26 protein-coding genes are annotated in these 25,153 nt (G+C 72.3%); 14 read left to right on the top strand and 12 right to left on the bottom strand.

Going from position 1 to position 25,153, the window contains the following annotated elements:
• The first annotated feature begins 78 nt into the window (after positions 1-78).
• From ABTY04_RS13520 to hutH, 4 genes are all read left to right on the top strand, one after another.
• Complete coding sequence (locus tag ABTY04_RS13520) at positions 79-1,254, top strand: adenylate/guanylate cyclase domain-containing protein (protein WP_352213519.1); 1,176 nt, start codon at positions 79-81, stop codon at positions 1,252-1,254.
• A gap of 125 nt (positions 1,255-1,379) precedes the next feature.
• Positions 1,380-2,162, top strand: a complete 783-nt coding sequence (locus ABTY04_RS13515; RefSeq protein ID WP_352213518.1) for an enoyl-CoA hydratase/isomerase family protein — start codon at positions 1,380-1,382, stop codon at positions 2,160-2,162.
• A gap of 272 nt (positions 2,163-2,434) precedes the next feature.
• Entirely contained in the window at positions 2,435-3,550 is a 1,116-nt protein-coding gene (locus ABTY04_RS13510) for a GGDEF domain-containing protein (RefSeq protein ID WP_352213517.1), read from the top strand.
• Between the two features lie 81 nt (positions 3,551-3,631).
• Positions 3,632-5,173 (top strand): histidine ammonia-lyase, encoded by a 1,542-nt coding sequence (gene hutH / locus ABTY04_RS13505; RefSeq protein WP_352213609.1) that lies wholly within the window; start codon positions 3,632-3,634, stop codon positions 5,171-5,173.
• A 91-nt stretch (positions 5,174-5,264) separates the two neighbouring features.
• On the opposite strand, the gene ABTY04_RS13500 is transcribed toward hutH, so the two are convergent.
• On the bottom strand, positions 5,265-5,639 hold the full coding sequence (locus ABTY04_RS13500; RefSeq protein ID WP_352213516.1) for a hypothetical protein: 375 nt from the start codon (positions 5,637-5,639) through the stop codon (positions 5,265-5,267).
• A 107-nt stretch (positions 5,640-5,746) separates the two neighbouring features.
• Between ABTY04_RS13500 and ABTY04_RS13495 the strand changes: the two genes are divergently transcribed.
• The 3 genes from ABTY04_RS13495 to ABTY04_RS13485 all read left to right on the top strand — a co-directional run bounded on the left by ABTY04_RS13495 (position 5,747) and on the right by ABTY04_RS13485 (position 8,606).
• Positions 5,747-6,091 (top strand): hypothetical protein, encoded by a 345-nt coding sequence (locus ABTY04_RS13495; protein WP_352213515.1) that lies wholly within the window; start codon positions 5,747-5,749, stop codon positions 6,089-6,091.
• A 146-nt stretch (positions 6,092-6,237) separates the two neighbouring features.
• Positions 6,238-7,509 (top strand): L,D-transpeptidase, encoded by a 1,272-nt coding sequence (locus ABTY04_RS13490; RefSeq protein ID WP_352213514.1) that lies wholly within the window; start codon positions 6,238-6,240, stop codon positions 7,507-7,509.
• Positions 7,510-7,646: 137 nt separating this feature from the next.
• On the top strand, positions 7,647-8,606 hold the full coding sequence (locus ABTY04_RS13485) for a GNAT family N-acetyltransferase (RefSeq protein ID WP_352213513.1): 960 nt from the start codon (positions 7,647-7,649) through the stop codon (positions 8,604-8,606).
• Here the strand turns inward: ABTY04_RS13485 and ABTY04_RS13480 are convergent.
• Positions 8,596-9,531, bottom strand: a complete 936-nt coding sequence (locus ABTY04_RS13480) for a helix-turn-helix transcriptional regulator (RefSeq protein ID WP_352213512.1) — start codon at positions 9,529-9,531, stop codon at positions 8,596-8,598. The two genes, ABTY04_RS13485 and ABTY04_RS13480, sit on opposite strands and share 11 nt — an antisense overlap.
• Positions 9,532-9,698: 167 nt before the next feature.
• Between ABTY04_RS13480 and ABTY04_RS13475 the strand changes: the two genes are divergently transcribed.
• Positions 9,699-10,745 (top strand): NAD(P)-dependent alcohol dehydrogenase, encoded by a 1,047-nt coding sequence (locus tag ABTY04_RS13475; protein ID WP_352213511.1) that lies wholly within the window; start codon positions 9,699-9,701, stop codon positions 10,743-10,745.
• Between the two features lie 73 nt (positions 10,746-10,818).
• Here the strand turns inward: ABTY04_RS13475 and ABTY04_RS13470 are convergent, their stop codons facing one another.
• The 5 genes from ABTY04_RS13470 to ABTY04_RS13450 form a co-directional block, all read right to left on the bottom strand.
• Positions 10,819-11,316 carry a hypothetical protein gene (locus ABTY04_RS13470; RefSeq protein WP_352213510.1) on the bottom strand — a complete coding sequence of 166 codons (498 nt, stop codon included), beginning with the start codon at positions 11,314-11,316 and terminating at the stop codon, positions 10,819-10,821.
• Positions 11,317-11,642: 326 nt separating this feature from the next.
• Entirely contained in the window at positions 11,643-12,320 is a 678-nt protein-coding gene (gene msrA, locus ABTY04_RS13465) for a peptide-methionine (S)-S-oxide reductase MsrA (RefSeq protein ID WP_352213509.1), read from the bottom strand.
• A 119-nt stretch (positions 12,321-12,439) separates the two neighbouring features.
• Positions 12,440-13,588, bottom strand: coding sequence for a hypothetical protein (locus ABTY04_RS13460; RefSeq protein WP_352213508.1), 1,149 nt, complete (start codon positions 13,586-13,588; stop codon positions 12,440-12,442).
• Positions 13,585-15,183 (bottom strand): M48 family metallopeptidase, encoded by a 1,599-nt coding sequence (locus tag ABTY04_RS13455; RefSeq protein ID WP_352213507.1) that lies wholly within the window; start codon positions 15,181-15,183, stop codon positions 13,585-13,587. The genes ABTY04_RS13460 and ABTY04_RS13455 overlap by 4 nt, the downstream gene beginning before the upstream one ends.
• Before the next feature lie 346 nt (positions 15,184-15,529).
• The gene (locus tag ABTY04_RS13450; protein ID WP_352213506.1) at positions 15,530-16,633 is read right to left on the bottom strand and encodes a hypothetical protein; all 1,104 of its coding nucleotides are present in this window, start codon (positions 16,631-16,633) and stop codon (positions 15,530-15,532) included.
• A 95-nt stretch (positions 16,634-16,728) separates the two neighbouring features.
• Between ABTY04_RS13450 and ABTY04_RS13445 the strand changes: the two genes are divergently transcribed.
• Positions 16,729-17,886: a cystathionine gamma-synthase gene (locus ABTY04_RS13445; RefSeq protein ID WP_352213505.1), complete on the top strand. Its 1,158-nt coding sequence runs from the start codon at positions 16,729-16,731 to the stop codon at positions 17,884-17,886.
• A gap of 30 nt (positions 17,887-17,916) precedes the next feature.
• On the opposite strand, the gene ABTY04_RS13440 is transcribed toward ABTY04_RS13445, so the two are convergent.
• The 3 genes from ABTY04_RS13440 to ABTY04_RS13430 form a co-directional block, all read right to left on the bottom strand.
• Positions 17,917-18,168 (bottom strand): hypothetical protein, encoded by a 252-nt coding sequence (locus ABTY04_RS13440; RefSeq protein WP_352213504.1) that lies wholly within the window; start codon positions 18,166-18,168, stop codon positions 17,917-17,919.
• Positions 18,165-18,593 (bottom strand): sigma factor-like helix-turn-helix DNA-binding protein, encoded by a 429-nt coding sequence (locus ABTY04_RS13435; RefSeq protein ID WP_352213503.1) that lies wholly within the window; start codon positions 18,591-18,593, stop codon positions 18,165-18,167. The genes ABTY04_RS13440 and ABTY04_RS13435 overlap by 4 nt, the downstream gene beginning before the upstream one ends.
• Positions 18,594-18,662: 69 nt before the next feature.
• A complete protein-coding gene (locus ABTY04_RS13430) occupies positions 18,663-19,184 on the bottom strand; it encodes a MarR family winged helix-turn-helix transcriptional regulator (protein WP_352213502.1) in 522 nt (173 codons plus the stop codon).
• Positions 19,185-19,447: 263 nt separating this feature from the next.
• Between ABTY04_RS13430 and ilvA the strand changes: the two genes are divergently transcribed.
• The 3 genes from ilvA (at position 19,448) to ABTY04_RS13415 (ending at position 22,782) form a co-directional block, all read left to right on the top strand.
• On the top strand, positions 19,448-20,683 hold the full coding sequence (gene ilvA / locus ABTY04_RS13425) for a threonine ammonia-lyase (RefSeq protein ID WP_352213501.1): 1,236 nt from the start codon (positions 19,448-19,450) through the stop codon (positions 20,681-20,683).
• A 219-nt stretch (positions 20,684-20,902) separates the two neighbouring features.
• On the top strand, positions 20,903-21,928 hold the full coding sequence (locus tag ABTY04_RS13420) for an ATP-binding cassette domain-containing protein (RefSeq protein ID WP_352213500.1): 1,026 nt from the start codon (positions 20,903-20,905) through the stop codon (positions 21,926-21,928).
• Complete coding sequence (locus ABTY04_RS13415; RefSeq protein ID WP_352213499.1) at positions 21,925-22,782, top strand: ABC transporter permease; 858 nt, start codon at positions 21,925-21,927, stop codon at positions 22,780-22,782. The genes ABTY04_RS13420 and ABTY04_RS13415 overlap by 4 nt, the downstream gene beginning before the upstream one ends.
• A gap of 73 nt (positions 22,783-22,855) precedes the next feature.
• On the opposite strand, the gene greA is transcribed toward ABTY04_RS13415, so the two are convergent.
• Entirely contained in the window at positions 22,856-23,353 is a 498-nt protein-coding gene (gene greA, locus ABTY04_RS13410; protein WP_352213498.1) for a transcription elongation factor GreA, read from the bottom strand.
• A gap of 136 nt (positions 23,354-23,489) precedes the next feature.
• A complete protein-coding gene (locus ABTY04_RS13405) occupies positions 23,490-23,912 on the bottom strand; it encodes a DUF4307 domain-containing protein (RefSeq protein WP_352213497.1) in 423 nt (140 codons plus the stop codon).
• A 120-nt stretch (positions 23,913-24,032) separates the two neighbouring features.
• Here ABTY04_RS13405 and mca point away from each other — a divergent pair, with 120 nt between their 5' ends.
• Both mca and ABTY04_RS13395 read left to right on the top strand, forming a co-directional pair.
• Positions 24,033-24,914 carry a mycothiol conjugate amidase Mca gene (gene mca, locus ABTY04_RS13400; RefSeq protein ID WP_352213496.1) on the top strand — a complete coding sequence of 294 codons (882 nt, stop codon included), beginning with the start codon at positions 24,033-24,035 and terminating at the stop codon, positions 24,912-24,914.
• Positions 24,915-24,916: 2 nt separating this feature from the next.
• Positions 24,917-25,147 (top strand): hypothetical protein, encoded by a 231-nt coding sequence (locus ABTY04_RS13395; RefSeq protein ID WP_352213495.1) that lies wholly within the window; start codon positions 24,917-24,919, stop codon positions 25,145-25,147.
• Positions 25,148-25,153 lie beyond the last annotated feature (6 nt).

The following is a 25,153-nucleotide window of genomic DNA, read 5'->3' as shown; positions in this document are numbered from 1 at the left end:
GGTTTAGGCGATCCCGGTCCTCCCGGTGATCACCCGGTTCGGCAGGGCAGTGCGCACGGAATGGACAGGAGGCGGCCCTTGACCGTCGACGACTCTACGTCCGGCGCGTCCGCCCCCGGACCCGGCGGCCAGGGGCCTTCCGGCTCGGGGCACTCCGGCCCCGGGACGCCGATCGGGCGTGACCAGCACACTCCCCACCACGAGGTCGACCACACCGCACAGCCGACGGCGGACCCGCTCGCCATCCGGCTGGAGCAGCTGATCCTGGGCGCGGAGCGCCGGTACACCCCCTTCCAGGCGGCCCGCAGCGCCGGGGTCTCGATGGAGCTCGCCTCCCGCTTCTGGCGGGCCATGGGCTTCGCGGACATCGGGCAGGCCAAGGCCCTGACGGAGGCGGACGTACTGGCGCTGCGCCGGCTCGCCGGCCTGGTCGAGGCCGGGCTGCTGAGTGAGCCGATGGCCGTGCAGGTGGCGCGGTCCACCGGGCAGACCACCGCCCGGCTGGCGGAATGGCAGATCGATTCCTTCCTGGAGGGTCTGACGGAGCCGCCGGAGCCGGGAATGACCCGTACGGAGGTCACGTACCCCCTGGTGGAGCTGCTGCTGCCGGAGCTGGAGGAGTTCCTCGTCTACGTGTGGCGCCGCCAGCTGGCGGCGGCCACCGGGCGCGTGGTGCAGGTCGCGGACGACGAGGAGATGGTCGACCGGCGGCTCGCGGTGGGCTTCGCGGACCTGGTCGGCTTCACCCGGCTGACGCGGCGGCTGGAGGAGGAGGAGCTCGGCGAGCTGGTCGAAGCCTTCGAGACGACGGCCGCGGACCTGGTGGCCGCGCACGGCGGCCGGCTGATCAAGACGCTGGGCGACGAGGTGCTGTACTGCGCCGACGACGCGGCGACGGCGGCGGAGATCGCGCTGCGGCTGATCGAGACGATGGAAGCCGATGCCCAGATGCCGGAGCTGCGCGTCGGCATAGCGTTCGGGACGGTGACGACCCGGATGGGCGACGTCTTCGGGACCACCGTGAACCTGGCCTCGCGGCTGACCTCGATAGCCCCGAAGGACGCGGTGCTGGTGGACGGGGCGATGGCGGAGGAGCTGGGTCGCACGGGCGCGGCGCCGGTCTCGGAGAAGGAGGCCGAGGCCGAGGAGGGCGGCGGGGCGTACCGCTTCGCGCTCCAGCCGATGTGGCAGCGCCCGGTGCGCGGCCTGGGCGTCGTGGAGCCCTGGTCGCTGACGCGGCGGAAGCGTCGCTGATCAGCTCCGGGAATTCATGCACGAGGCGCGGCCTCCCCCGCAGAGATTCCGCCGCATCGCTGATGCCAAAGAAAACTCGTGAGCCTAAGATCCCCGGGTAACGTTCGTTAACCGGGAGGGTCTCTGTGTCTGAGTTCGTGACTGTGCGCCGGCATGAGGACGGGGTCGCGGAGCTGGTCCTGGACCGGCCGAAGGCGATGAACGCCGTCTCGACGGAGATGGCGCGGGCCATCGGCGAGACGTGCGCGCAGCTGGCTGCGGACGCCTCGGTACGGGTGGTCGTGCTCTCCTCGGCCGCGGAGCGCGCGTTCTGCGTGGGGGCGGACCTCAAGGAGCGCAACTCCCTCTCGGACGCCGAGCTGGTGCGGCAGCGGCCGACCACGCGGGGCGCGTACGGGGGCGTGCTGGAGCTCCCGATGCCGACGATCGCGGCGGTGCACGGCTTCGCGCTGGGCGGCGGATTCGAGCTGGCGCTGGCCTGCGATGTGATCGTGGCCGACGAGACGGCGGTGGTCGGTCTGCCGGAGGTCTCCGTGGGCGTGATCCCGGGCGGCGGCGGCACGCAGCTGCTGCCGCGGCGCGTGGGGGCGGCGCGGGCGGCGGAACTGATCTTCACTGCGCGGCGGGTCGAGGCGGCCGAGGCGCTCTCCCTGGGCCTGGTGGACTCGGTGGTCCCGGCGGGCTCGGACCGCGAGGAGGCGCTGGCGCTGGCCGCGCGGATGGCGGCGAACTCCCCGGTGGGCCTGCGGGCGGCGAAGCGGGCACTGCGCCTGGGGCACGGGATGGACCTGGCGGCCGGCCTGGAGATCGAGGACGCGGCCTGGCGGACGGTGGCCTTCTCGGGGGACCGCGCCGAGGGAGTGGCGGCGTTCAACGAGAAGCGCCGCCCGAACTGGCCGGGCCGCTGAGCCTGGCCGGCCGCTGACCCGAACCTGCCGCTGAGCCGCGTCGGCGGCCGAGCCGAACCGGCTGCCGAGCCGGGCAGGTCGCTGAGCCGGGCCGGCCGCTGAGCCGCGTCGGCGGCCGAGCCGAACCGGCTGCCGAGCCGGGCAGGTCGCTGAGCCGGGTCGGCCGCGCTTTCGCCGTCGGCCCGGTCGGTCACGCCGTCGGGCGGCCAAGCGGTACGGGAGGACGTCCGCCGGGTTCGGCCAATTCGGGTGAAACTCCCTAACCTGGTGTGATGGGAGTCGACGGACGGCTGCGAGCCGTCGTGGGCCTGGCGCAGGCCATGGCCGCCGCATGTGCACCGCGGGACAGCGTCCGGGCGGCCGCCCGTGGGGCGCGCCTCGCGATGGACGGCTCGTTCGCCGCGATCTCCGCGTGGGAGCGGGAGCGGGGGCGGCTGCGCGTGCTCGTGAACGAGGGGGAGCTGAGGCCCGGGGAGCAGGAGTTCCCCGCGGACGAGTCGTACCCCGTCCACGACTTTCCCGAGATCACCGAGTTCCTGCACGAGCGGTGGGTCGGCGGCAGCGGCCCGCACGCCTGGGTGGAGAGCGCCGACGGGACCCGCCCGGGCCGACGCGGTGAGGCCCTGCGCCGCCGCGGCCGCGCGAGCTGTGTCGTCGCGCCCGTCGTGCTCAGCGGCCGGGCCTGGGGCGAGCTGTACGTCGCCCGCGACGCGGGTCTGCCCGACTTCGACGAGGACGACGCCGAGTTCGCGGCCGTCCTGGCGGCGGTGGTCGCGGCCGGGCTCGCCCAGAACGAGCGGCTCGAAGAGGCCCGCCGCCTCGCCTTCACCGACCCCCTGACCGGCCTGGCCAACCGCCGCGCCGTCGACATGCGGCTCGACGAGGCGCTGGAGGAGCACCGGCGGACCGCGGCCGTCGTCAGCCTCGTCGTGTGTGACCTGAACGGGCTCAAGAAAGTCAACGACACCTTCGGCCATGCCATGGGCGACCGGCTGCTGGAGCGGTTCGGGTCCGTGCTCAGCCTCTGCGGGGCCATGCTGCCCGGCGCGCTCGTCGCCCGGCTCGGCGGCGACGAGTTCTGCCTGGTGAGCGTCGGTCCCCCGGCCGACGAGGTGGTGCGGGTGACCGAGGAGCTGTGCCTGCGCGCTGCCGAGCTGGACCTGGGGGAGGGTGTGGCGTGCGGGGTCGCGTCCACCGGGGACCCGATCGGGCTCGTGAAGTCCTCCCGGCGGCTGTTCCGGCTGGCCGACGCCGCCCAGTACAAGGCCAAGGCCGCCCGCTCGCCGAAACCCGTCGTCGCCGGGCGGGACACCGCCGTCATCCGGATGGCCGATGCCGCCCAGCAGGAGGCGGCCGGTGAACGCCGCCGCTTCCGCGGCCGGGCGTAGGCCTTGTGGCGGCGTAAGGGTCCCTCGTGAAAGTCGCTAGTGACATGAAGCGATTCAGTCCGTACGCTGCTGAATATGGATATGCACACTGTCGTGGTGGGGACCTCCGGGACCACCGCCGAGGACGTCATCGCCGTCGCCCGCGGCAACGCGCGCATCGAGCTGTCCGGCGAGGCGCTCGACGCCCTGGCCCGCGCCCGTGAGATCGTCGACGCCCTCGCCGCCAAGCCCGAACCCGTCTACGGGGTGTCCACCGGCTTCGGCGCCCTCGCCTCCCGGCACATCAGCCCCGAGCTGCGCGCCCAGCTCCAGCGCAACATCGTCCGCTCGCACGCCGCCGGCATCGGCCCGCGCGTCGAGCGGGAGGTCGTGCGCGCCCTGATGTTCCTGCGCCTGAAGACCGTCGCCTCCGGGCACACCGGCGTCCGGCCGTCCGTCGCGCAGACGATGGCCGACGTACTCAACGCGGGCATCACGCCCGTCGTCCACGAGTACGGCTCGCTCGGCTGCTCCGGCGACCTCGCGCCGCTCTCGCACTGCGCGCTCACCCTGATGGGCGAAGGTGACGCCGAGGGTCCGGACGGCGTCGTGCGCCCCGCCGGGGAGCTGCTCGCCGCAGCCGGGATCCAGCCGGTCGAGCTCAGGGAGAAGGAGGGCCTCGCCCTCCTCAACGGCACCGACGGCATGCTCGGCATGCTGGTCATGGCCCTCGCCGACCTCGACAAGCTCTACAAGTCCGCCGACATCACCGCCGCGCTCACCCTTGAGGCGCTGCTCGGCACCGAGAAGGTGCTCGCACCCGAGCTGCACGCCATCCGTCCGCACCCGGGCCAGGGCGCCTCCGCCGCGAACATGGCCGCCGTCCTGAAGGGGTCCGGGCTCACCGGGCACTTCCAGGAGGAGTCCGCCCCGCGCGTGCAGGACGCGTACTCGGTGCGCTGCGCCCCGCAGGTCGCCGGCGCCGGCCGCGACACCATGGCGCACGCCGCCCTGGTCGCCTCGCGCGAGCTGGCCTCCGCCGTCGACAACCCGGTGGTGCTGCCCGACGGGCGCGTGGAGTCCAACGGCAACTTCCACGGCGCCCCGGTCGCGTACGTCCTGGACTTCCTGGCCATCGCGGCGGCCGACCTCGGCTCCATCGCCGAGCGCCGCACCGACCGGCTGCTCGACAAGAACCGTTCCCACGGCCTGCCGCCGTTCCTGGCGGACGACGCCGGCGTCGACTCCGGGCTGATGATCGCCCAGTACACGCAGGCCGCCCTGGTCAGCGAGATGAAGCGGCTGGCCGTACCGGCCTCCGCCGACTCGATCCCGTCCTCCGCCATGCAGGAGGACCACGTCTCGATGGGCTGGTCGGCCGCGCGCAAGCTCCGTACCGCCGTCGACAACCTGACCCGGATCATCGCGATCGAGCTGTACGCGGCCACCCGGGCCATCGAGCTGCGCCACGGGCTCACCCCGGCCCCGGCCAGCCGGGCGGCCATCGCGGCGGCCCGCGCGGCCGGTGTGGAGGGTCCCGGGCCGGATCGTTTCCTCGCCCCCGACCTGGCAGCCGCTGACGCGTTCGTCCGTACGGGCGGCCTCGTCGCTGCGGTGGAGCCGGTGACGGGTCCGCTCGCCTGACGGGATCCGTCCGCACGGTGAAGGGCCGCCCCCGGGAAACGTCTCCCGGGGGCGGCCCTTCGGCGTGTACGGGAGCCCGTACTGCCGGGCGCTAGGCGCGCGAGCGGCGGACCGAGAAGGTGACGGAGCCGGCCCCGAGGCCCAGGCAGAGCGTGCCGCCCAGCAGGTACGGGGTGGTGTCGACCCCGCCGGTGTCGGCGAGCCCCAGGGGGACCTGGCCGGCGGTCTGCGCGGTGGCGTCCTGGGGGGCGTCCACGAGCGTGGTCACCGCTCCGGGCCCGGCGGTGTTCCCGGAGGCCGGCGCTTCGGAACCGGAGCCCGTGGAACCGGAGCCCGTGGAACCGGACGTCGCGGACTCCGGCGCCGTGGACCCGGGTGCGGTGGCGTTGGCCGAAGGCACGAACCAGAGGACGGCGAGGAGGGTGGTCGCTCCGAGAGCGGTGAGCAGCGGTCGGCGTGCGGACACGGTGCGATCCCCCTTGCGGAAGCAGCGAATTGGCCGTGTGCGGTGATGCTACGGACAAGGGCGGGTCGCGGGAAAGCCGGGGCTGCCGCGGGCTTACGCTCCGTCGTATGAACCCTTCTGACACATCACGGTACGTACGGCTTCAGGTGGATTTGGTACTGGAGGTGCCCAACCCCGAGGCGCTCACCGACGCCGCGCTCGCCCACATCCAGGCCGACGAGTTCATGCCGGACGAGGAGCGCGGCCACGCCGAGTCGGCCGTGCGGGAGGACGAATCGGAGGCGCTCGCGTACCTCGTCGACCCCACCGACCTGGTCGCGGACATCCCCGGGGTGGACCTGGCGCAGGCCTCCTGGAGCAGCGAGCCCGTCGAATACGACCCCGAGTCCATGGAGTGGGACCTGGGCGAGGAAGATGGGGAATTCGACGAAGAGACGACCGACAACGCCTGACCGTGTGGTGGCCCACATTCAAACGGAATGTGGAACCGATACGGGTGCACATCGCGTTGACTGGTGCGAGGCAGGGGGCGTGGCCCCCTGCCCGATCGGGGCACCACCCGGCGGATGCCGGGGGAAGCTCGGGGGTTCAGGCAACGATGGAGTGGCGTGTGAGGACGGACAGCAAGCGGCGGAGAAGGTCCCTGGTGGCCATATCCGCCGTGCTCGGTGGCGTACTGGTGCTCTCGGCGTGCAACGGCGGGGGTGACGACAAGCCCAAGGGCGGGGGTGCGAGCAGCAATGCCCAGTCGGACGTCGATGCCGCCGCGGCCAAGGACGCCTCCAAGGCCAAGATAACGATCACGCCGAAGGACGGCGCGACCAACGTCGGCCTGAACGACGCGACCAACGTCGCCGTCGGTGACGGCACCCTCACCGCGGTCGAGCTGAAGACCTCCGAGGGCGCGGCCGTGGCCGGCAAGATAGCCGCCGACGGCAAGAGCTGGAAGCCGGACGCCGCGCTGAAGCGCTCCACGAAGTACGCCCTGTCGGCGACCGCCAAGGACGCGAACGGCAAGGAGGCGCACGAGAACACCTCCTTCACCACCGTCTCCCCGGAGAACAGCTTCGTCGGCTCGTTCATCCCGGACGACGGCCAGACCGTCGGCGTGGGCATGCCGGTCTCGATCACCTTCAACAAGCCGATCAAGGACCAGAAGGCGGTCCAGGCGGCCATCACCGTCACCTCCAGCAGCGGTCAGGAGGTCGTCGGGCACTGGTTCAGCGCGGAGCGCCTGGACTTCCGCCCCGAGCAGTACTGGCAGGCGAACTCCACCGTCACGCTGAAGCTGACGCTGGAGGGGGTGCAGGGCGCCCCCGGCGTTCAGGGCGTGCAGAACAAGACCGCCACCTTCAAGATCGGCCGCAGCCAGGTCTCCACGGTCGACACGAAGACGAAGAAGATGACGGTCACCCGGGACGGCGCGGTCCTCAAGACCATCCCGATCTCCGCGGGCTCCCCGGCGAACCCGACGTACAACGGCCAGATGGTGATCTCCGAGAAGTTCAAGGAGACCCGGATGGACGGTTCCACCGTGGGCTTCAAGAACAGCGAGGGCAAGGGCGAGTACGACATCAAGGACGTGCCGCACGCCATGCGGCTGTCCCAGTCGGGCACCTTCATCCACGGCAACTACTGGGGATCGGACTCGATCTTCGGCAGTGAGAACACCAGCCACGGCTGCGTCGGTCTGAACGACGCCCAGGGTGCCAACGACCCGAACCAGCCCGCGGCCTGGTTCTTCGACAACTCGCTCATCGGCGACGTCGTCACGGTGGTCAACTCGCCGGACAAGACCATCAAGCCGGACAACGGCCTCAACGGCTGGAACATGAGCTGGGCGGACTGGAAGGCCGGCACGGCCTCCTGACCTCCGGTTCCGGCCGAACCCGGTTCCGGCCGAACTCCCGCGGATGGCGGGGAGCCCCTGACGGAGGCTCCCCGCCATCCGCCGTTCCGGCGGAAACTTCCGAGCGCCAGGACCGGAGCGGGGCTAGGGTCCGGATCATGGATCTCGTCCTCACACCGCTGTCCCTGCCGCCGGCCGACGCCGAGGTGGAGGCCTGGGCCGCGGTCGTGACCGCGTCCCACGCCGCCGACCTGCCCGGCGTGCCCGCCCCCACCCGGGCGGAGATCGCGGGACGGCTGCGGGTGCCGCCGAGCGCCGGCCGCTTCACGCACTGGGCGGCGGACGAAGGCGTGGCGAGCCTGCTGCTGTTCACGGACGCCGGCAACGCGCACACCGCCTCGCTGGACCTGCTGACGGTACGTCCGGACGCGCGCCGGCGGGGCGTCGGCACGGCCCTGTGGCGGCAGGTCCGCGCAGAACTGCTGGCCCGCGGCCGCACCTCCGTCTCCACGCCGGTCGACCTGGGCACCCCGGGACACGTGTTCGCAGAGTCGCTGGGCTTCGAGAACGTGCTGCCGTTCACCTGGTACGTCCAGGACGTGGCGGCGGCGCCGGCCGCAGAACCCGGACTTCCGGCCGGCTACACGCTGCTGTGCTGGGATGGCCTGGTCCCCGACGCCTGGGCCGCCGCGGCCGCCGTGGCCCACGGTGCGATGGAGGACGCACCGACCGGGGACATGGACGAGCAGCCCCCGGCCTGGACCGCGGAGCGCCTGCACATGGTGCAGCGGGTGGTCCTGGACCGCGGCGGCCGGATGCTCATGGTCGCGGCGGTGACCCCCGCCGGGGAGGTGGCCTCGTACACGTCCCTGGTGCTCCCGGACCCGGCCGGCCCGCGCGCCCTCCAGTACGACACGGTGGTCGTCCCCGCCCACCGCGGCCGCGGGCTCGGCCGCACCGTCAAACTCCGCATGCTCGCGGAGACCACCGCCCGCTTCCCCGCCCTCCGCGAGATCGCCACCTCGGTGGCCGACGAGAACACCCCGATGCGCACGGTGAACGCCGCCCTGGGATACCGCCGCGAGCGCGCCGCGGGCATCTTCCAGATCAAGCTGTAGCCCCGTCCGCCTCCACCGAGGCCGAGGTGGCCGAGGTGGCCGAAGTGGAGGCGGACGAGGCGGAGGCGGTGGCCGTCGGGGCCGACCACGAGGCCAGGAGGCGCAGGGCGTCCGCCGAGGGCGAGCCCGGAGCGGCGTGGAAGGTCACCAGGAACTGCGCCGAGTCGTCCGGAAGGGCCAGCGTCTCGAAGGCCAGGTCCATCTCACCCACCAGCGGGTGCCGCAGCCGCTTCACGCCGCGCGTCTTGTTGTCCGCCACCGTGTGCGCCGCCCACAGCCGGCGGAACTCCTCGTTCTTCACCGACAGCTCCCCGACCAGCGCCGACAGCTGCTCGTCCTCCGGGTGCTGGCCCGCGTACATGCGCAGGTTGCTCACCACCTCGCAGGCCCGGCACTCCCAGTCCCTGTACAGCTCGACCGTCGCCGGGTCCAGGAACACGAGCCGTACGAGGTTCCGCTCCTTCGCCGGCAGCGCCCCGAAATCGCCGAAGACCGCGGCCGCCAGCCGGTTCCAGCCGATCACGTCCTGACGCCGCCCCACCAGGTACGCCGGCACCCCGTCCATCGCGTCCATCAGGGTCCGCAGCTCCGGCCGGACGTGCTCCGCCCGGTGCTGCCTGGCGCGCTGCCTGCGGGGCCTGGGGCGGGCCAGGTGGGTCAGATGGGCCGTCTCCGTGCCGTCCAGGCGCAGCGCCCGGGCGATCGCGTCCAGCACCTCCGCGGACACGTTCTGCCCGTGCCCCTGTTCGAGCCGCGTGTAGTACGCCGCCGAGACCCCCGCCAGCTGCGCCAGCTCCTCGCGGCGGAGCCCGGGGACCCGGCGGTGGCGCCCGTATTCCGGCAGGCCCACGTCCCCGGGGCGCAGCCGCGCACGGCGGGAGCGGAGGAACTCACCCAGTTCGGCACGCTGATCAAGCTGGTCCATGCCGCCAGTATCGCCGGGCGGCCCGCGCGACGGGGGTCCTGTTCCTGACCCCGCCAGGGGTAGGACCGCCAGTCCTAGGCAGGACAGGGGGCTGGGTGCCGGGCGCCCGGTCCGGCATCGTTCGTCGCACCGCAGATCTTTTCAGCAGCGTTCGAGGAGTCCTCCCCATGTCCGTCACCCAGGTCGCCGCCTACGCCGCTCCCGCCGCGAAGGCCCCGCTGGAACGCACCACCGTCCCGCGCCGCCCCGTCGGCGAGCACGACGTCCTCATCGAGATCAAGTACGCCGGCATCTGCCACTCCGACATCCACCAGGTCCGCGACGGCTGGGGCGAGGGCGCCTACCCCATGGTCCCGGGCCACGAGATCGCCGGTGTCGTCGCCGAAGTCGGCACGGGCGTCACGAAGTTCGCGGTCGGCGACCACGTTGGCGTCGGCTGCTTCGTCGACTCCTGCCGCGAGTGCGAGTACTGTCTGCGCGGCCAGGAGCAGTACTGCTCCCGGGGCATGACCCAGACGTACAACGACCGCGACAAGGAGGGCGAGCCGACGTACGGCGGCTACTCCACACACCTCGTCGTCGACGAGAACTACACCGTCCGCATCCCCGACGGCCTGTCCCTCGACGTCGCCGCGCCGCTGCTGTGCGCGGGGATCACCCTCTACTCCCCGCTGAAGCACTGGCAGGCCGGCCCCGGCAAGAAGGTCGCGATCGTCGGTCTGGGCGGCCTCGGCCACATGGGCGTGAAGATCGCGGCCGCCCTCGGCGCGGAGGTCACCGTCCTCTCGCAGTCCCTGCGCAAGCATGAGGACGGCCTGCGGCTGGGCGCCTCGCACTACTACGCCACGAGCGACGAGACCACCTTCGAGAAGCTGGCCGGCGCCTTCGACCTGGTCATCTCGACGGTCTCGGCCCCGCTCGGCCTGGACGCGTACCTCGGCCTGCTCAAGGTCGACGGCGCGCTCGTGAACGTGGGCGCTCCGGAGGAGCCGGTCGAGCTGAACCTGTTCTCCGTCATCGGCGGCCGCAAGACCCTCGCCGGTTCGATGATCGGCGGGATAGCCGAGACGCAGGAGATGCTGGACTTCTGCGCCGAGCACGGACTGGGCTCGGAGATCGAGCTGATCCGCGCCGACGAGATCAACGACGCGTACGAGCGGGTACTGGCGAGCGACGTCCGCTACCGCTTCGTGATCGACGCGTCGACGATCTGACCCGCCCGCCGGAGCGAGGCGGCCACCCCGGGCGGTCGCCCGCACGGCGCTTCCGCCTCCTCCGGGACGGGCATCAGGGGTAGGAGACCCAGGGAGTCCTCATTGACACCTCGCCAGGGCCGCCCGTCACAGTCACGACCGCATAGGCTTGCAGCCGTCGACGAGACAGGTCAGGGAAGTGTCCCTGGTGGTAACAGATCCTCTGGACGGTGCCGTCGGGAAGCAGGAGATGGCCGCCGCAGTAGACCAGACCACTGTCGACTCCGCCGGCGTTCTTGATGCCGATGTAAGAACTGAGACCAGTGGCTGCCGTCGCGTTCGGAACTATGTGTTCGTCGTTCGCGAATATCGCGAGGGCCCAGGTCCGGTCGGCGCTGTTTGTTTTCAGACACAGATGCATCCGCACTCGGAGCGGCTGGTGGGTCGTGGGGTCCTGGGCATCGACGTGCTCGTACGGGCTGCACGCCCCATGCGTCCTCGCAGCGGGGGCCGCAGTCGCAGGAACCGCATTCGTCATGGTGGGAACCGAGAGGGCGGCCGCCGCGAGCAGACATGCCAGTCGTCTGCGCATCGCAAAATCTCCTTCCGCGTGCCGTGAAGAGTCGCTCGGCAGCGGCCAGGAAGGCAATGAGCGTTGTGGGTCCGGTGTCCACACAGAGAGGCAGTACGAGCAGGCCACTGCATCCGACGCCGGGTTCTTCTCCGACCGTACGCCGAAGGGCGGGCGGTCGCACGTCATGCCGAACCCGGCTCCGGCCTGATTCCGGGCGGCAACTCGTCCAGGCGATGTGCCGCCGCCCGCGAAGATCCCGCGGCAGCGCCGGCCCGGCAGGTCCGTGGGCCTGCCGGAGCCGGGTCAGCCGTTGGGGTGCCGGGACGGCGAGTGGGGCGGGGGGCTCACTCCCCGGGCGCCGCGGGCGCCTTGGCCACGCCGATCGGGCAGGAGACCCCCGTGCCGCCGATGCCGCAGTAGCCGTCCGGGTTCTTGTCCAGGTACTGCTGGTGATACGGCTCCGCGGGCCAGAAGGGGCGCTCCGTGGCCGGGAGGACCGCCGTCGTGATGTCGCCGTAGCCCGAGGACGTCAGGACCTGCTGGTACGCGGAGCGGGAGGCCTCGGCCTCGGCCTGGTGGGCCGCGGAGTGGGTGTAGACCGCCGAGCGGTACTGGGTGCCGACGTCGTTGCCCTGGCGGAAGCCCTGGGTCGGGTCGTGGGACTCCCAGAACAGCTTCAGGAGGGTGGCGTAGGAGACCTGCGCCGGGTCGAACACCACGCGGACGACCTCGGTGTGGCCGGTCAGGCCCGAGCACACCTCCTCGTACGTCGGGTTCTCGGTGAAGCCGCCCTGGTAGCCGGCCAGCGTGGTCCACACCCCCGGGGTCTGCCAGAACTTGCGCTCCGCGCCCCAGAAGCAGCCCAGGCCGAAGTCGGCCACCTCCAGGCCGGCCGGGTACGGGCCGGCGAGCGGGTTGCCGAGGACCGTGTGCCGGTCCGGGAGCGAGAACTGCGGGGTCGCGCGGCCCTGGAGGGCCTCCTCGCGGGTGGGGAGCTCGGGCGTGCGGCGGTACGAGAACATGGATTCCCTCCTAGTGGTTCTCCCTCAACGGACGGGGGCGGGCCGGGATTCCCCGCCCGCCCGCCCCCACCCGGGACGTCACCGCAGCGTCATATTTGCGTCACTGCCCGCTCAGCCGCTCAGGACTCCAGCTCGGTCACCCGGACCGCCCAGTTGCGGGCGTGCAGGTACCGGCCCTGCGGGGAGCCCGCGTAGATCCAGGGCAGGGCGCCGATGTGGCCGTCGATCATGCGGAACTGCTCCACCGCCTCGGCGTCCCGGTCCAGCCAGAACAGCAGCCACGCCAGGACGTGCCGCAGGCGGACCGCCCGCCGGTCGGCCGGGTCGGCCGCCGCCAGGTCCACGAGCGCGGCGTCCACCGCGGCGGCGACCTCCGGCTCCTTGAAGAAGGTCTCCGGCCGCAGGTCCTCGTCCCAGGACTCCTGCTCCACGAACGCGATCAGGGGGAGCAGGGACAGCAGCTCGCCCGGTGCACCACCGGCCGCCGCCCGGCGGGCGAAGTCCATGGCCAGCTCGTGCGAACCACGCCACTTGGCCGACCAGTACTGCTGCGCCGAGGTGTGCGCCGACAGGTGCTTCGGATCGCGCGCGACCACCTCCGACCACAGCTTCTCGTACTGCTCGTGCGGGTAGCCGAGGCCGTAGCCGATGGGCAGCTCCACCACGTACGGGACCGGGTCGGCCGGGTCGGCGAGGCGCTGGGCCTCCAGCACCGCCGTGCGCGCCTTGAGCAGCAGCTCGTGGAAGAGCCGGAACTGTTCCTGGGTCGTACGGCTGCCCGCCTGGCTGCCGCGGACGTTCCAGGCCACCTGCACCGCGGTGTCCGCGTCGACCAGCGCCGCGGTGGGATCCGCCGGGCGGGCCGCATGCCAGGCCAGCAGCCAGGCGTCGTCCTGCGCCGCGAGCTCCGAGAGCGCGCGCACACGCTGCCAGCGCTCCTCCCAGTCGCTCCCGGCCTCCTCGATGTACGCGGCGCCCGCCTCCCAGTCGCCGGACCGGACGGCGGCCCCGGCCGCGGTCCGTCCGGCGGGTACGGGCTGCGCGTTCTCGGTGTCGAGGTCCGCCTCGGCGACGAAGCCGAGCGCGACGACCGCGGCCGCCTCGCGGGCCTTCTTCTCGGCGGCGGCCTCCGCCGCCTGGTCCGGGGCGCCGGGCGCCTGGCCCTGCGGGGTGGCCGGGGCCTTCTTCGTCCTGGTCCGGCCGGAGAAGTACTGGTACGCGCCGCCGACGATCAGCAGCAGGACGATGGTGATCAGTTTGTCGGTCACGGGGCGAGCACCAGCTTTCGCAGCGGTTCGGTGTCGGGGCGGTCGGCGACGGCCGCGTCGAGGGCGGGGGCCAGCTCCTCGGCGAAGGCCTCGTGGGGGTAGCGCAGCGACGCCGAGTCGCTCCAGGACAGCTCCCAGCGGGCCCGGCCCTGCTCCGTCAGCTCGATGCCGGCGAGCTGGTTCACGGCGCGGCGCAGCACCGGGCGGGCGAACTCGCGGGCGGTGCGGCCCGTGGCGGCGGCGGCCTCCTCGGACTTCGGGAGGCGGTCGGCGATCCGCCAGAGCACGGCCGGGTCCGCGTCGATCGCGTCCAGCAGTCCGCCGAGGCCGGGTCCCGCGCCCTCGGCGGCGAGGGCCTCGCGGATCTCCTGAGCGCCCTCGCCGACGTACCGGGTCATGCTCTCGTGGACGAGGTCCGGCCAGTCCACCCGGGTGAGCGCGAGTGCCTGCGGGCTCAGGACCGCCTGCTCCAGCGCGGCGAGTGCGACCGGCGGGGAGACGAGCAGCTCAAGCGCGGGGCGGGCCGGCGCGCCGCCGCGGCCGTCGTCGGGCAGGGCCTCGATGCGGGCGACGCGCTCGGCGAGCGCGGGGTGGGAGTCGTACGGGGAGGCGGGCTCGGTGGACAGCTCCCGGCGCAGGCCGTCCAGTTCGGCCGAGCGGGCGTCGAGCAGCTGCCGCAGGCCGCCGAAGACCTGGCCGGGGTGCGGCAGCAGGCCGGCGCGGACGCCGAGGGTGGCGTACGAGTCCATGTAGAAGTCGTGCGCGGGGCCGAGGGCGTTGAGCTCGCGCAGCGCGGAGGCTGCGGAGTCGCGGCCGGCGACGCGGACCGAGGCCATGTCGGCGGCGAGCTCCTGGCGGCGGCTGCCGGAGAGGGTGGCGCGCATGTAGAAGTGCGCGTACGCCGTGTAGACCTGCGCCATGGCCCGGTACATCGCGCCGTGGCCGTCGGTGTCGACCGCCTTGGCCTTCTTGCCCTTGGCGAGCCGCTTCTCGGCGGCCTTCTCCTGCCGGGCACGCTCCTTGGCGACCTTGGTGTCGGCGCGGTCGTGGAAGTGCCCGATGGTGCGGATCAGCTGGGCCCGTCCGCGGGCGATCAGCGGGGTGAGGCGGGTGTCGAGGTTGGCGTAGTGGCCCATCTCGTGGGCGAGTACGGCGCGCAGCTGCATCTCGTCCAGGCCCGCCATGAGGGGCAGGCCGAGGTACAGGCGGCGGGTGCCGGGCAGCAGGCCCAGCAGCCGGGCGTCCTCGCTGACGGCGGCGTTGACCTCGTCGATCAGCAGGATCTCGTCCGGGGCGCGGGTGCCGACCTGCGCGGCGATGTCGCGGACCGTCTGCCAAAGGACGGGTTCCTGCTGCTCGGTGACGGGGACGCCGGGCTGCGGGTCGCCCTTGGGGGTGCGGAGCATGAACATGCCGCGCACGATCGGAACGGCGAGGACCACCGAGCCGATGAGGATCTTGCCGGCCAGGCCGCCCTGCAGCCAGGTGACGGTGGCCCAGTCGGCGGCCGCGAGGACGGCCAGCAGGACGAAGCTGAGCAGGTAGAAGCCTGCGAGAAGGACGAGCGCGCGGACAGCGCGAAGCGAAGCGCCCATGTAGGACGGATCCCCCCAGGGAGATGGTGCGGTGTTTACGCGCACCTTAAGCGGGGGCGACGGGTCTGACGAGGGCCGGGGCACAGGTCCGCCGCGGACCGGGGCGGGGTGCGGGGGTGCGTCCGGCTATGTCCGCCCCCGGTCGGGCCCGCAGCGGGCGCCGGCCAGCGCGAACGGGTGCCGGGCGGGCCTGCGGGGACGGTGCAGCGGCGGCCGCGGGGCAGTGCCGCAGAGGCTGCGGGGGCCGTTCCGGGCGGTCGCGGAACCAGGCCGGGGCGGGACCGGGCGGGCCCCGGTGCCGCCCCGGCGGTGACGTCGGCCCCGGTGGTCGTCCGGGGCCGGGGTGTCAGTGCGGCAGCGTCGCCGGGGAGCCGCCGTTGGCCTCGTAGCCCGCCACCGCGAGGGCGCGGATCACCGCGTACTGCGCCGCCGGGTCCGGGGAGGCCGACCAGGGCAGGGCGCCCACGTAGCCGTCCACGTGGCGGACCTGCTCCATCGCCTCCGCCCAGCGCTGCGTCGGCACCAGGAACGACAGCAGCATGTGCCGTACGTGCGCGAGCACCGGGTCGTCCTGGCGGGCGGTGTGAACCGCGTACAGCGCGCCTTCCACCGCCCGGATCACCACCGCGCCCTGGTGGAAGTTCGTCAGGACCACCTCGGGCACGTGCTCGTACACGGCGAACAGCGGCAGCGCCGCCAGCAGTGAGCCCTGCGGGGCGCGGGCCGCCGCCGCGTGCGCGAAGGTGTCCGCCTTCTCCCGCGAGCCGTGCCACTTCTCGCACCAGTAGTGCAGCGCCGCCAGGTGCGCGCCCATGTGCGCCGGCGCGATGTCGATGACCTTCGCCCAGAGGGCGTCGAACTCCGCCTCCGAATACCCCAGGGCCCGTGCGACCGCCAGCTCCGTGATGTACGGGACGGGATCGCCCGGTGCCAGCAGCGTCGCCTTGCGGCACGCCTCCCGGGCCTCCTCCAGGATGATCCGGTGGTCCGTGGAGCCCACGCCGTCCGAGTGCCGCCACGCCTGCTGCACCAGCAGTTCCGCGTGCACCTGCGCGCCGCCCGGGTCCTCCTCCGCCTCCAGCCGCCACGCCTTCAGCCAGCGCGCGCCGACCCCGGGCTCCGCGACCAGCTCCAGGGCCGCGGCCCCGCCGAAGGCCTGGATCCGCTGCCACCGCAGCTCGCCCTCCTTCGGGGTCCCGGCCAGCAGTTGGGACGCGGCCTGCCACCGGCCCGTGCGCTGCACGGTTTCGAGGGCGTCCATCAGGTCCTCGTCGGGGCCCGGGACGCGGATGTCGAGCTGCTCCTGGCGGGCGAAGCCGTAGTTCTCGGGGTCGGCCGCGTCAGGGCTGCCCGGGGCGACGAGACGAATGCCGGCCCGCCTGCGCCGTATGTACGGGCTCAAGGCGGCCACGACCAGGCCCATCGCGATCAGGAACCACAGAATCTCCATGCTCCCAAGCGAACCAGACGCACCCGCGCAAAGGCCAATGCCGCAGCGGTGGGTGTGCGGTGGGCGCGTCGGCGGCCGGGGCTTAGGCTCTGCCCATGAGCGACGACAGCCACGAGCACCAGAGCTTCGAAACCCGCGCGATCCACGCGGGCAACACGGCGGACCCGCTGACCGGCGCGGTCGTGCCCCCGATCTACCAGGTGTCCACGTACAAGCAGGACGGCGTCGGCGGACTGCGCGGCGGCTACGAGTACAGCCGCAGCGCGAACCCGACGCGGACCGCGCTGGAGGAGAACCTCGCGGCGCTGGAGGGCGGCCGGCGCGGCCTCGCCTTCGCGTCCGGGCTCGCCGCCGAGGACTGCCTGCTGCGTACGCTGCTCGCCCCGGGCGACCACGTGGTCATCCCGAACGACGCGTACGGCGGCACGTTCCGCCTCTTCGCGAAGGTCGTCTCCCGCTGGGGCGTCGAGTGGTCGGTGGCCGACACCTCCGACCCGGCGTCCGTACAGGCGGCCCTGACCCCGAAGACGAAGGTCATCTGGGTCGAGACCCCCTCCAACCCGCTGCTCGGCATCACCGACATCGCCGTCGTCGCCGACATCGCGCGGTCGGCGGGCGCCAAGCTGGTCGTGGACAACACGTTCGCCTCGCCCTACCTCCAGCAGCCGCTCGCGCTCGGCGCCGACGTGGTCGTGCACTCGCTGACCAAGTACATGGGCGGCCACTCCGACGTGGTCGGCGGCGCGCTCGTCACCGCCGACGCTGCGCTCGGCGAGGAACTGGCCTACCACCAGAACGCGATGGGCGCCGTGGCCGGCCCCTTCGACTCCTGGATCGTGCTGCGCGGCATCAAGACGCTGGCCGTCCGCATGGACCGGCACGCGGAGAACGCGGCGAAGGTCGCCGAGATGCTGACCCGCCACCCCAAGGTGCACAAGGTGCTCTACCCGGGCCTGGCCGAGCACCCGGGCCACGAGGTCGCCGCCAAGCAGATGCGCAACTTCGGCGGAATGATCTCCTTCCAGGTCACCGGTGGCGAGGAGGAGGCCGTCGCGGTCTGCGCCCGCACCAAGATCTTCACCCTGGCCGAGTCCCTGGGCGGCGTCGAGTCCCTCATCGAGCACCCGGGCCGCATGACCCACGCCTCGGTGGCCGGCTCGGCCCTGGAGGTCCCGGCGGACCTGGTGCGCCTGTCCGTCGGCATCGAGAACGCCGACGACCTGCTGGCGGACCTGACCCAGGCCCTCGGCTAGGTCCGTCGGGGAGGGGCCGCCGGGCGGTGGCTACCAGCCCTCCAGGGGCGGGGAGACATCGCTCGGCGGGACCTCCCACGGGTGGGCCAGCGAGGCCCACACCGCGAAGGCGACCGCCGCCGCGAACAGCAGGGTCCAGCCGGCCCGGCGCAGGGCCCGCCGACGGCGCAGCAGCCGGTCCCCGCGGGCCGCGGCACTGGCGGCCAGCCCCGCCGGGACCACCGGGTGCGGGCCCTCCAGCAGCCGTCTGACCTGGGCTTCCTTACGGTCGGGGACGCTCATGCGGCCTCCTGGGAGCGCACCTCGGCCACGGCCCGGTTGCACAGCACCCGCACCCGCTCGACCGGCAGCCCCAGCTGGGCGGCCGTGACCTCCTCCGCGACGCCCTCGTACACGCGCAGCACCAGCACGAGACGTTCCAGCGGGCCGAGCCGCGCGAGGGGTCCCGTACCTCCGTGGTGGTGCCGGCCGGTGCGGGCGAAGGCGGCGCACAGCTCCTGGCGGGTGTGGTCGTACGGGTCGTCGCCGCGTACCCGGTGCCAGCTCGCGTACGTGCGGGCCAGCGCGTCCGTGAGCAGCCGGCGGGCGGCGGCGGGTCCGGTCTCCGGTTCGGCCGTCAGCAGGACGGCGACGTGCAGGAGCCGCCCCGCCGCGCCCGCGACGAAGGCTTCGAACTCCGCATAGGCGCCCGGCCCGTGGTCGTCCACAGGCCACATAGTGCGGGCAGCGGGACCGCCCCGGTCAAGAGGTCGGACGGCCCCGGCTCACGCCCGGTCTCAGGAGGCGGGGCCCGCTTCCGAGACGGCGCCCATCAGCTCCGACAGCGAGCCGTTGAAACGGGTCAGCAGCCCGGTGAAGGACTCGCGCTCGCCCTCGCTCCAGCCCTCGGTCACCCGGGCCATCAGCTCGCGACGCGAGGAGCGGACCTCTTCGAGCCGGGCGAGGCCGCGCGGGGAGAGCGCGAGGACCACGGCCCGCCCGTCCTCGGGGTGCGAGGTGCGCTTGACCAGGCCGCTGTCGACGAGCGGGGCGACCTGGCGGGTGACGGTGGAGGAGTCGATGCCCATGCCGCCGGCGAGCGCCTTGACTCCCATCGGGCCTTCCAGGTCGAGCCGGTTGAGCAGCAGGTACGCGGCGCGGTCCATCGAGTTGCGGGCCTGGCCGACCCCGCCCAGGCGGGTCTGCTCGGCGCGGCGGGCGAAGACGGCCACCTGGTGCTGGAGCGCGTCGAGGAGACCGGCTTCGGCGGGCGCCTCGCCCGCCGTGGGCAGGTCGGAATTGGCCGGGGTGGAGGGCATGGCCGTGAGCTCTCTTCACGTGGGTCCGACAAGGATGGGGGACAGAGTACGCGGCCGTGGGGCGGCCCGTACGCCTCGTACGAGAACTGGTACGGGCGGTATCGCCCAAGCCCCCCGGCCCGTCCCGGATGGCGGGATTTCGCCCCCGGCGGCCGCTGTTCGCCGAACCTCGGGCAGGCTCGGGCCTCTGGCGTGTGCCCGGTGCGGACTGTGCTGTTCCGCGGCCCGGAGCCGTGATCCGCGAGGGCTGCGAGACTGGCGGCATGAACTACCGCGTGCCCGTGCCCGTCCCCCAGGTGATCCTCGACGACGTCCGGGGGGCCCAGAAGATGCTCTCGGGCGTCGCCCGGGTCACGCCGATGGAAGGCAGCCGGTACCTCTCCGCCCTCACCGGCTCCCCGGTCCACTTCAAGTGCGAGAACCTCCAGCGGACCGGCTCCTTCAAGCTGCGCGGGGCGTACGTGCGCATCGCGGGCCTGCGTCCCGAGCAGCGGGCTGCCGGCGTGGTCGCGGCCAGCGCCGGCAACCACGCGCAGGGCGTGGCCCTGGCCTCCTCCCTCCTCGGCGTCCGCGCGACGGTGTTCATGCCGGTCGGGGCGCCGCTGCCGAAGGTGGCCGCGACCCAGGAGTACGGGGCCGAGGTGCGGATGCACGGGCAGGTCGTCGACGAGACCCTGGCGGCGGCCCAGGACTACGCGGACCGCACCGGGGCGGTGTTCATCCACCCGTTCGACCACCGCGACGTCATCGCGGGCCAGGGCACGGTCGGCCTGGAGATCCTGGAGCAGTGCCCGGAGGTGCGGACGATCCTCGTCGGCATCGGCGGCGGCGGCCTCGCGGCGGGCATCGCGGTCGCGGTGAAGGCGCTGCGGCCGGACGTCAAGGTGATCGGGGTCCAGGCGGAGGGTGCGGCCGCCTACCCGCCCTCGCTGAGGGTCGGGCACCCGGTCTCGATCGAGAACCCGGTCACGATGGCCGACGGCATCAAGGTGGGCCGCCCCGGCGACATCCCCTTCCACATCATCGGGGACCTCCTCGACGGCGTCCGCACGGTCTCCGAGGACGCCCTCTCCAGCGCCCTGCTGCTCTGCCTGGAGCGCGCCAAGCTGGTCGTCGAGCCGGCCGGCTGCAGCCCGGTGGCCGCTCTGCTGAGCCGGCCCGAACTGTACGGCGGAGGCAGCCCCGTGGTGGCGGTCCTGTCCGGCGGGAACATCGATCCGCTGCTCCTCCAGCGGATCCTGCGGCACGGCATGGCGGCGGCGGGCCGCTACCTCTCGCTGCGGCTGCGCGTGGCCGACCGGCCGGGGGCGCTGGCCGGGCTCCTGGGGGTGTTGTCAGTGGTGGATGCGAACGTGTTGGACGTGAGCCACGTACGGACCGACCCACGGCTGGGGCTCACCGAGGTGGAGGTGGAGCTGCACCTGGAGACGAAGGGTCCCGAGCACTGCACCGAGGTCGCGCGTGCGCTGCACGCGGCCGGTTACACGGTCATGGGCTGACCGGCGCCGGCCGTACCGCCCTCCGCATCCCCATGGCGGTACGCGATATAACGCGATAGCGTGAGGACTTCGGCGGCGCGGGGATCCCGCGGCCCCGGGGGATCCCCGCGTTCCTCTCGCGATCCCCCGTGCGGCCGCGCGGGCCTTGCCTCGCACCCCTAAGGATTTGCGCAGGAATGTAACGATTCTGCTGGCCTGATTCACAGTGGGAGAACCCCTATGCCAGGCGCCATATACGCCGAAGGCCTGGTCAAGACCTTCGGCGAGGTACGGGCACTGGACGGCGTGGACCTCGATGTCCCCGAAGGCACCGTGCTGGGCCTGCTCGGCCCCAACGGCGCCGGCAAGACCACGACCGTGCGCGTCCTGACCACCCTCCTCAAGCCCGACAGCGGCAAGGCCGTCGTCGCCGGGATCGACGTACTCGAACACCCCAACGAAGTCCGCCGGGCGATCGGCCTCTCCGGCCAGTTCGCCGCCGTCGACGAATACCTGACCGGCCGCGAGAACCTGCAGATGGTCGGCCGGCTGTACCAGATGAGCGGCAGGGCGGCGAAGGCCCGCGCCGCCGAACTGCTGGAGCGGTTCAACCTCGCCGACGCCGCCGACCGCACCGCGAAGACGTACTCCGGCGGCATGCGCAGGCGCCTGGACCTCGCGGCCGCACTCGTCGTCCGCCCGCCCGTCATGTTCATGGACGAGCCGACCACCGGCCTCGACCCGCGCAACCGCCAGCAGCTCTGGGACGTCATCCAGGAGCTCGTGGCCGGCGGCACCACCCTGCTGCTCACCACCCAGTACCTGGAGGAGGCCGACCACCTCGCGCACGACATCTGCGTGGTCGACCACGGCAAGGTCATCGCCCGCGGCACCTCCGACCAGCTCAAGGCCCGGACCGGCGGCGAACGCGTCGAGGTCGTCGTCCACGAGCGCAACCGCATACCCGAAGCCCGCACGGTGCTCGCCGGCTTCGGCAAGGGCGAGACCGCCGTGGAGGAGCACACCCGCAAGCTGACCGTCCCGGTCACCGGCGGCGCCAAGCTCCTCGCCGAGGTCATCCGCGACCTGGACGCCCGCGGCATCGAGATCGACGACATCGGCCTGCGCCGGCCGACCCTCGACGACGTGTTCATCTCCCTCACCGGCCACGCGGCCGCCCTGGCCGAGGAGGAGGGCGGCGAGGCCGCTCCTGCCGAGGCCAAGGGCCGCCGGGCCCACAAGGCGCCGAAGGAGGCGGCGAAGTGACCACCACCTCCCCGACCCCGGAGCTCGCGGCGCCCCGCCCGCGCGGCGGCATAGTGCAGGGCGTCAACGACTCCCTGGTCATCGCCCAGCGGAACCTGATCCGGATGTCCCGGATCCCCGAAATGATCATTTTCGGGGTCATCCAGCCGGTCATGTTCGTCGTGCTCTTCAGCTACGTCTTCGGCGGCTCGATCAGCGTCGACGGCAACACCTCGCCCGCCGCCTACCGCGAGTTCCTGATGGCCGGCATCTTCGCGCAGACCGTCACCTTCGCCACGGCCGGCGCGGGCGCGGGCATCGCGGACGACATGCACAAGGGCCTGATCGACCGCTTCCGCTCGCTGCCCATGGCCCGCGGCGCGGTCCTGACCGGCCGCACCCTCGCCGACCTCGTCCAGACCACCCTCACGCTGGTCGTCCTGGCCCTGGTCGCCCTGCTCGTCGGCTGGCGCACCCACACGAGCGCCGTGGAGGTGCTGAGCGGTTTCACCCTGCTGCTCCTGCTCGGGTACGCGTTCTCCTGGATCGGCGCACTGATAGGCCTGTCGGTGCGCACCCCGGAAGCGGCCACCTCGGGCGGGCTGATCTGGCTCTTCCCGCTGACGTTCATCTCGAACGCCTTCGTCCCCTCCGACAACATGCCGGCCTTCTTGCGGCACATCGCGGAGTGGAACCCCTTCAGCGCCACCGTCCAGGCGTGCCGCGAGCTGTTCGGCAACCTCCCGCCGGGATACGAGGCCCCCGCGGCCTGGCCGATGCAGCACCCGGTGATCGCGTCGGTCCTGTGGTCCGTACTGATCATCACGGTGTTCCGCGGCCTGTCGGTCCGCAAGTACCGCTCGGCGACGGCGTAGGCCCGGACGGACGCGGACACACGGAAGCCCCCGCCGGACAATCCGGCGGGGGCTGCTGCGCGTTCTCGGGTGATCAGCCGGTGAACGGCTTGACGTCGAGGATCTTGACCGTGGCCTTCTTGCCGTTCGGCAGCTCGTACTCGGCGTCCTCGCCGATCTTCTTGCCCATCACGCCGGTGCCCAGCGGGGACTGCGGGGAGTAGGTCTCGAAGTCCGCGGACGCGTACTCGCGCGAGGCGAGCAGGAAGGACATCGTGTCGTCCTCGTCGCCGTCGAAGGCGATGGTGACGACCGTGCCGGGCGCGACCTCGCCGTCGGAGGCGGGTGCGGTGCCGACCTTGGCGTTCTCCAGGAGCTGCGTCAGCTGGCGGACGCGGAGCTCCTGCTTGCCCTGCTCCTCCTTGGCCGCGTGGTAACCGCCGTTCTCACGCAGGTCGCCCTCCTCGCGGGCGGCTGCGATCTTGGTGGCGATCTCCGTGCGTGCGGGACCAGAGAGGTAGTCCAGCTCGGCCTTCAGCTGGTCGTACGCCGCCTGGGTCAGCCAGGTGACGCTCTCGCTCGTCTGGGTCACGGGTGCTCCTCGTCGGTACAGGGGACTACTTAGCCGCCAGCGGCGGGCGAAACCACGAGCCTAACAATTCGGGAAGAAAAGGGGGAGGACACCATGTGTATGAAGTGTGTCATCGGGCCCGTGAGCAGGAAAGAGATCAGTCTGCCGTGGGCGTGGTGCCGGCCTCCTGGCAGCCCACCAGTTCGATCATCGTGGCCCGGCCGGTGGTCTTGAGAGACAGGACCTCGTCCACGCGCCCGGCCTTCTGCCCGAAGGTGAAGTCCGCGCGGCCCACCTCGGCGTGTTCCTTGTTCTGGGAACTCAGGGTGCACACCCCGGTGACCGAGGCGTCCTTGCGCACCTCCAGGTGCACCTTCACCTCGGTGTCCGAGACCACCTGGAACTTGATCACCTCGGCGCTGACGCTCTGGCCGGCGACGTAGTCCCAGCCGATCCAGCCGACCAGGGCCAGCAGCCCGACACCCAGCACCGACCCGGCGATCTTGAGCTTCCGGTCGGCACGCTCGTCCGCTGACCGTCCGTAGCGGCCCTCGGGCAGCCCCTCGCGCACCGCGCTCATTGATCGTTCCTTTCGGAGGGCCGGACTCCAGATTCCCGGGGGCAGCCCCGGAATTTTTCCACCCCCCGATTCGGTCACTATAGGAGGCGTATGCCCTGACGACTCAAAGAGGATCCTGTCTTGACCGAGCAGCTTCGACTGATGGCCGTCCATGCCCACCCCGACGACGAGTCGAGCAAGGGCGCGGCCACCATGGCCAAGTACGTGTCCGAGGGGGTTCCCGTGCTGGTGGTGACCTGCACGGGGGGAGAGCGCGGCTCGATCCTCAACCCCAAGCTCCAGGGCGACAAGTACATCGAGGAGAACATCCACGAGGTCCGCGCCAAGGAGATGGACGAGGCGCGCCAGATCCTCGGCATCGACCAGGAGTGGCTGGGATACGTGGACTCCGGCCTCCCGGAGGGCGACCCGCTGCCCCCGCTGCCCGAGGGCTGCTTCGCCCTGGAGGACGTGGACGAGGCGGCCGGCCGCCTGGTGAAGAAGATCCGCGCCTTCCGGCCGCAGGTCATCACCACGTACGACGAGAACGGCGGCTACCCGCACCCCGACCACATCATGACCCACAAGATCTCGATGGTGGCCTTCGAGGGCGCCGCCGACACCGAGAAGTACCCGGAGGCCGAGTTCGGCCCGGCGTACCAGCCGCAGAAGCTCTACTACAACCAGGGCTTCAACAAGCCGCGCACCATCGCCCTGCACGAGGCGCTGCTCGCGCGCGGCATGGAGTCCCCGTACGGGGAGTGGCTGGAGCGCTGGAAGGAGTTCGCGCGCACCGAGCGGACGCTGACCACGCACGTGCCGTGCGCCGAGTTCTTCGAGATCCGTGACAAGGCGCTCATCGCGCACGCCACGCAGATCGATCCGGACGGCGGCTGGTTCCGCGTCCCGATGGAGATCCAGAAGGAAGTCTGGCCCACGGAGGAGTACGAGCTCGCGAAGTCGCTCGTCGACACTTCCCTCCCCGAGTCCGACCTCTTCGCGGGCATCCGGGAGAATGCGTAGCTATGAGCGCTACGCAGGCAGCACTGACCGAGCTCCTTCCGCTGGCGGGTGACACCTTCGACAAGAACAAGGTGACCCCCGGAATCCTGGGCTTCATCGTGTTCGCAGCCCTCGCCCTGGCGGTGTGGGGCCTGATGAAGTCGATGAGCCGCCACATGGGCAAGGTCGACTTCCAGGAGGCCCCGGAGGCGGGCGCGGCAGCCGCTGCCCCCGCCGCGGACCGGGCTCCGTAGGGAGCC

This window comes from Streptomyces sp. NPDC097981 (genome assembly GCF_040302565.1).
GTDB lineage: Bacteria > Actinomycetota > Actinomycetes > Streptomycetales > Streptomycetaceae > Streptomyces.
Note: the sequence above shows the minus strand (reverse complement) of the source record. Positions and strands in the feature narration are given on the sequence as shown.

Excerpts from the sequence above, each read along its gene's own strand:
- ABTY04_RS13510 (WP_352213517.1), top strand. The coding sequence starts at position 2,435 with ATGGGAGTCGACGGACGGCTGCGAGCCGTCGTGGGCCTGGCGCAGGCC.
- hutH (WP_352213609.1), top strand. The coding sequence starts at position 3,632 with ATGCACACTGTCGTGGTGGGGACCTCCGGGACCACCGCCGAGGACGTC.
- ABTY04_RS13495 (WP_352213515.1), top strand. The coding sequence starts at position 5,747 with ATGAACCCTTCTGACACATCACGGTACGTACGGCTTCAGGTGGATTTG.
- ABTY04_RS13490 (WP_352213514.1), top strand. The coding sequence starts at position 6,238 with ATGGAGTGGCGTGTGAGGACGGACAGCAAGCGGCGGAGAAGGTCCCTG.
- ABTY04_RS13485 (WP_352213513.1), top strand. The coding sequence starts at position 7,647 with ATGGATCTCGTCCTCACACCGCTGTCCCTGCCGCCGGCCGACGCCGAG.
- ABTY04_RS13480 (WP_352213512.1), bottom strand. The coding sequence starts at position 9,531 with ATGGACCAGCTTGATCAGCGTGCCGAACTGGGTGAGTTCCTCCGCTCC.
- ABTY04_RS13475 (WP_352213511.1), top strand. The coding sequence starts at position 9,699 with ATGTCCGTCACCCAGGTCGCCGCCTACGCCGCTCCCGCCGCGAAGGCC.
- ABTY04_RS13470 (WP_352213510.1), bottom strand. The coding sequence starts at position 11,316 with ATGCGCAGACGACTGGCATGTCTGCTCGCGGCGGCCGCCCTCTCGGTT.
- msrA (WP_352213509.1), bottom strand. The coding sequence starts at position 12,320 with ATGTTCTCGTACCGCCGCACGCCCGAGCTCCCCACCCGCGAGGAGGCC.
- ABTY04_RS13455 (WP_352213507.1), bottom strand. The coding sequence starts at position 15,183 with ATGGGCGCTTCGCTTCGCGCTGTCCGCGCGCTCGTCCTTCTCGCAGGC.
- ABTY04_RS13450 (WP_352213506.1), bottom strand. The coding sequence starts at position 16,633 with ATGGAGATTCTGTGGTTCCTGATCGCGATGGGCCTGGTCGTGGCCGCC.
- ABTY04_RS13445 (WP_352213505.1), top strand. The coding sequence starts at position 16,729 with ATGAGCGACGACAGCCACGAGCACCAGAGCTTCGAAACCCGCGCGATC.
- ABTY04_RS13440 (WP_352213504.1), bottom strand. The coding sequence starts at position 18,168 with ATGAGCGTCCCCGACCGTAAGGAAGCCCAGGTCAGACGGCTGCTGGAG.
- ABTY04_RS13430 (WP_352213502.1), bottom strand. The coding sequence starts at position 19,184 with ATGCCCTCCACCCCGGCCAATTCCGACCTGCCCACGGCGGGCGAGGCG.
- ilvA (WP_352213501.1), top strand. The coding sequence starts at position 19,448 with ATGAACTACCGCGTGCCCGTGCCCGTCCCCCAGGTGATCCTCGACGAC.
- ABTY04_RS13420 (WP_352213500.1), top strand. The coding sequence starts at position 20,903 with ATGCCAGGCGCCATATACGCCGAAGGCCTGGTCAAGACCTTCGGCGAG.
- ABTY04_RS13405 (WP_352213497.1), bottom strand. The coding sequence starts at position 23,912 with ATGAGCGCGGTGCGCGAGGGGCTGCCCGAGGGCCGCTACGGACGGTCA.
- ABTY04_RS13395 (WP_352213495.1), top strand. The coding sequence starts at position 24,917 with ATGAGCGCTACGCAGGCAGCACTGACCGAGCTCCTTCCGCTGGCGGGT.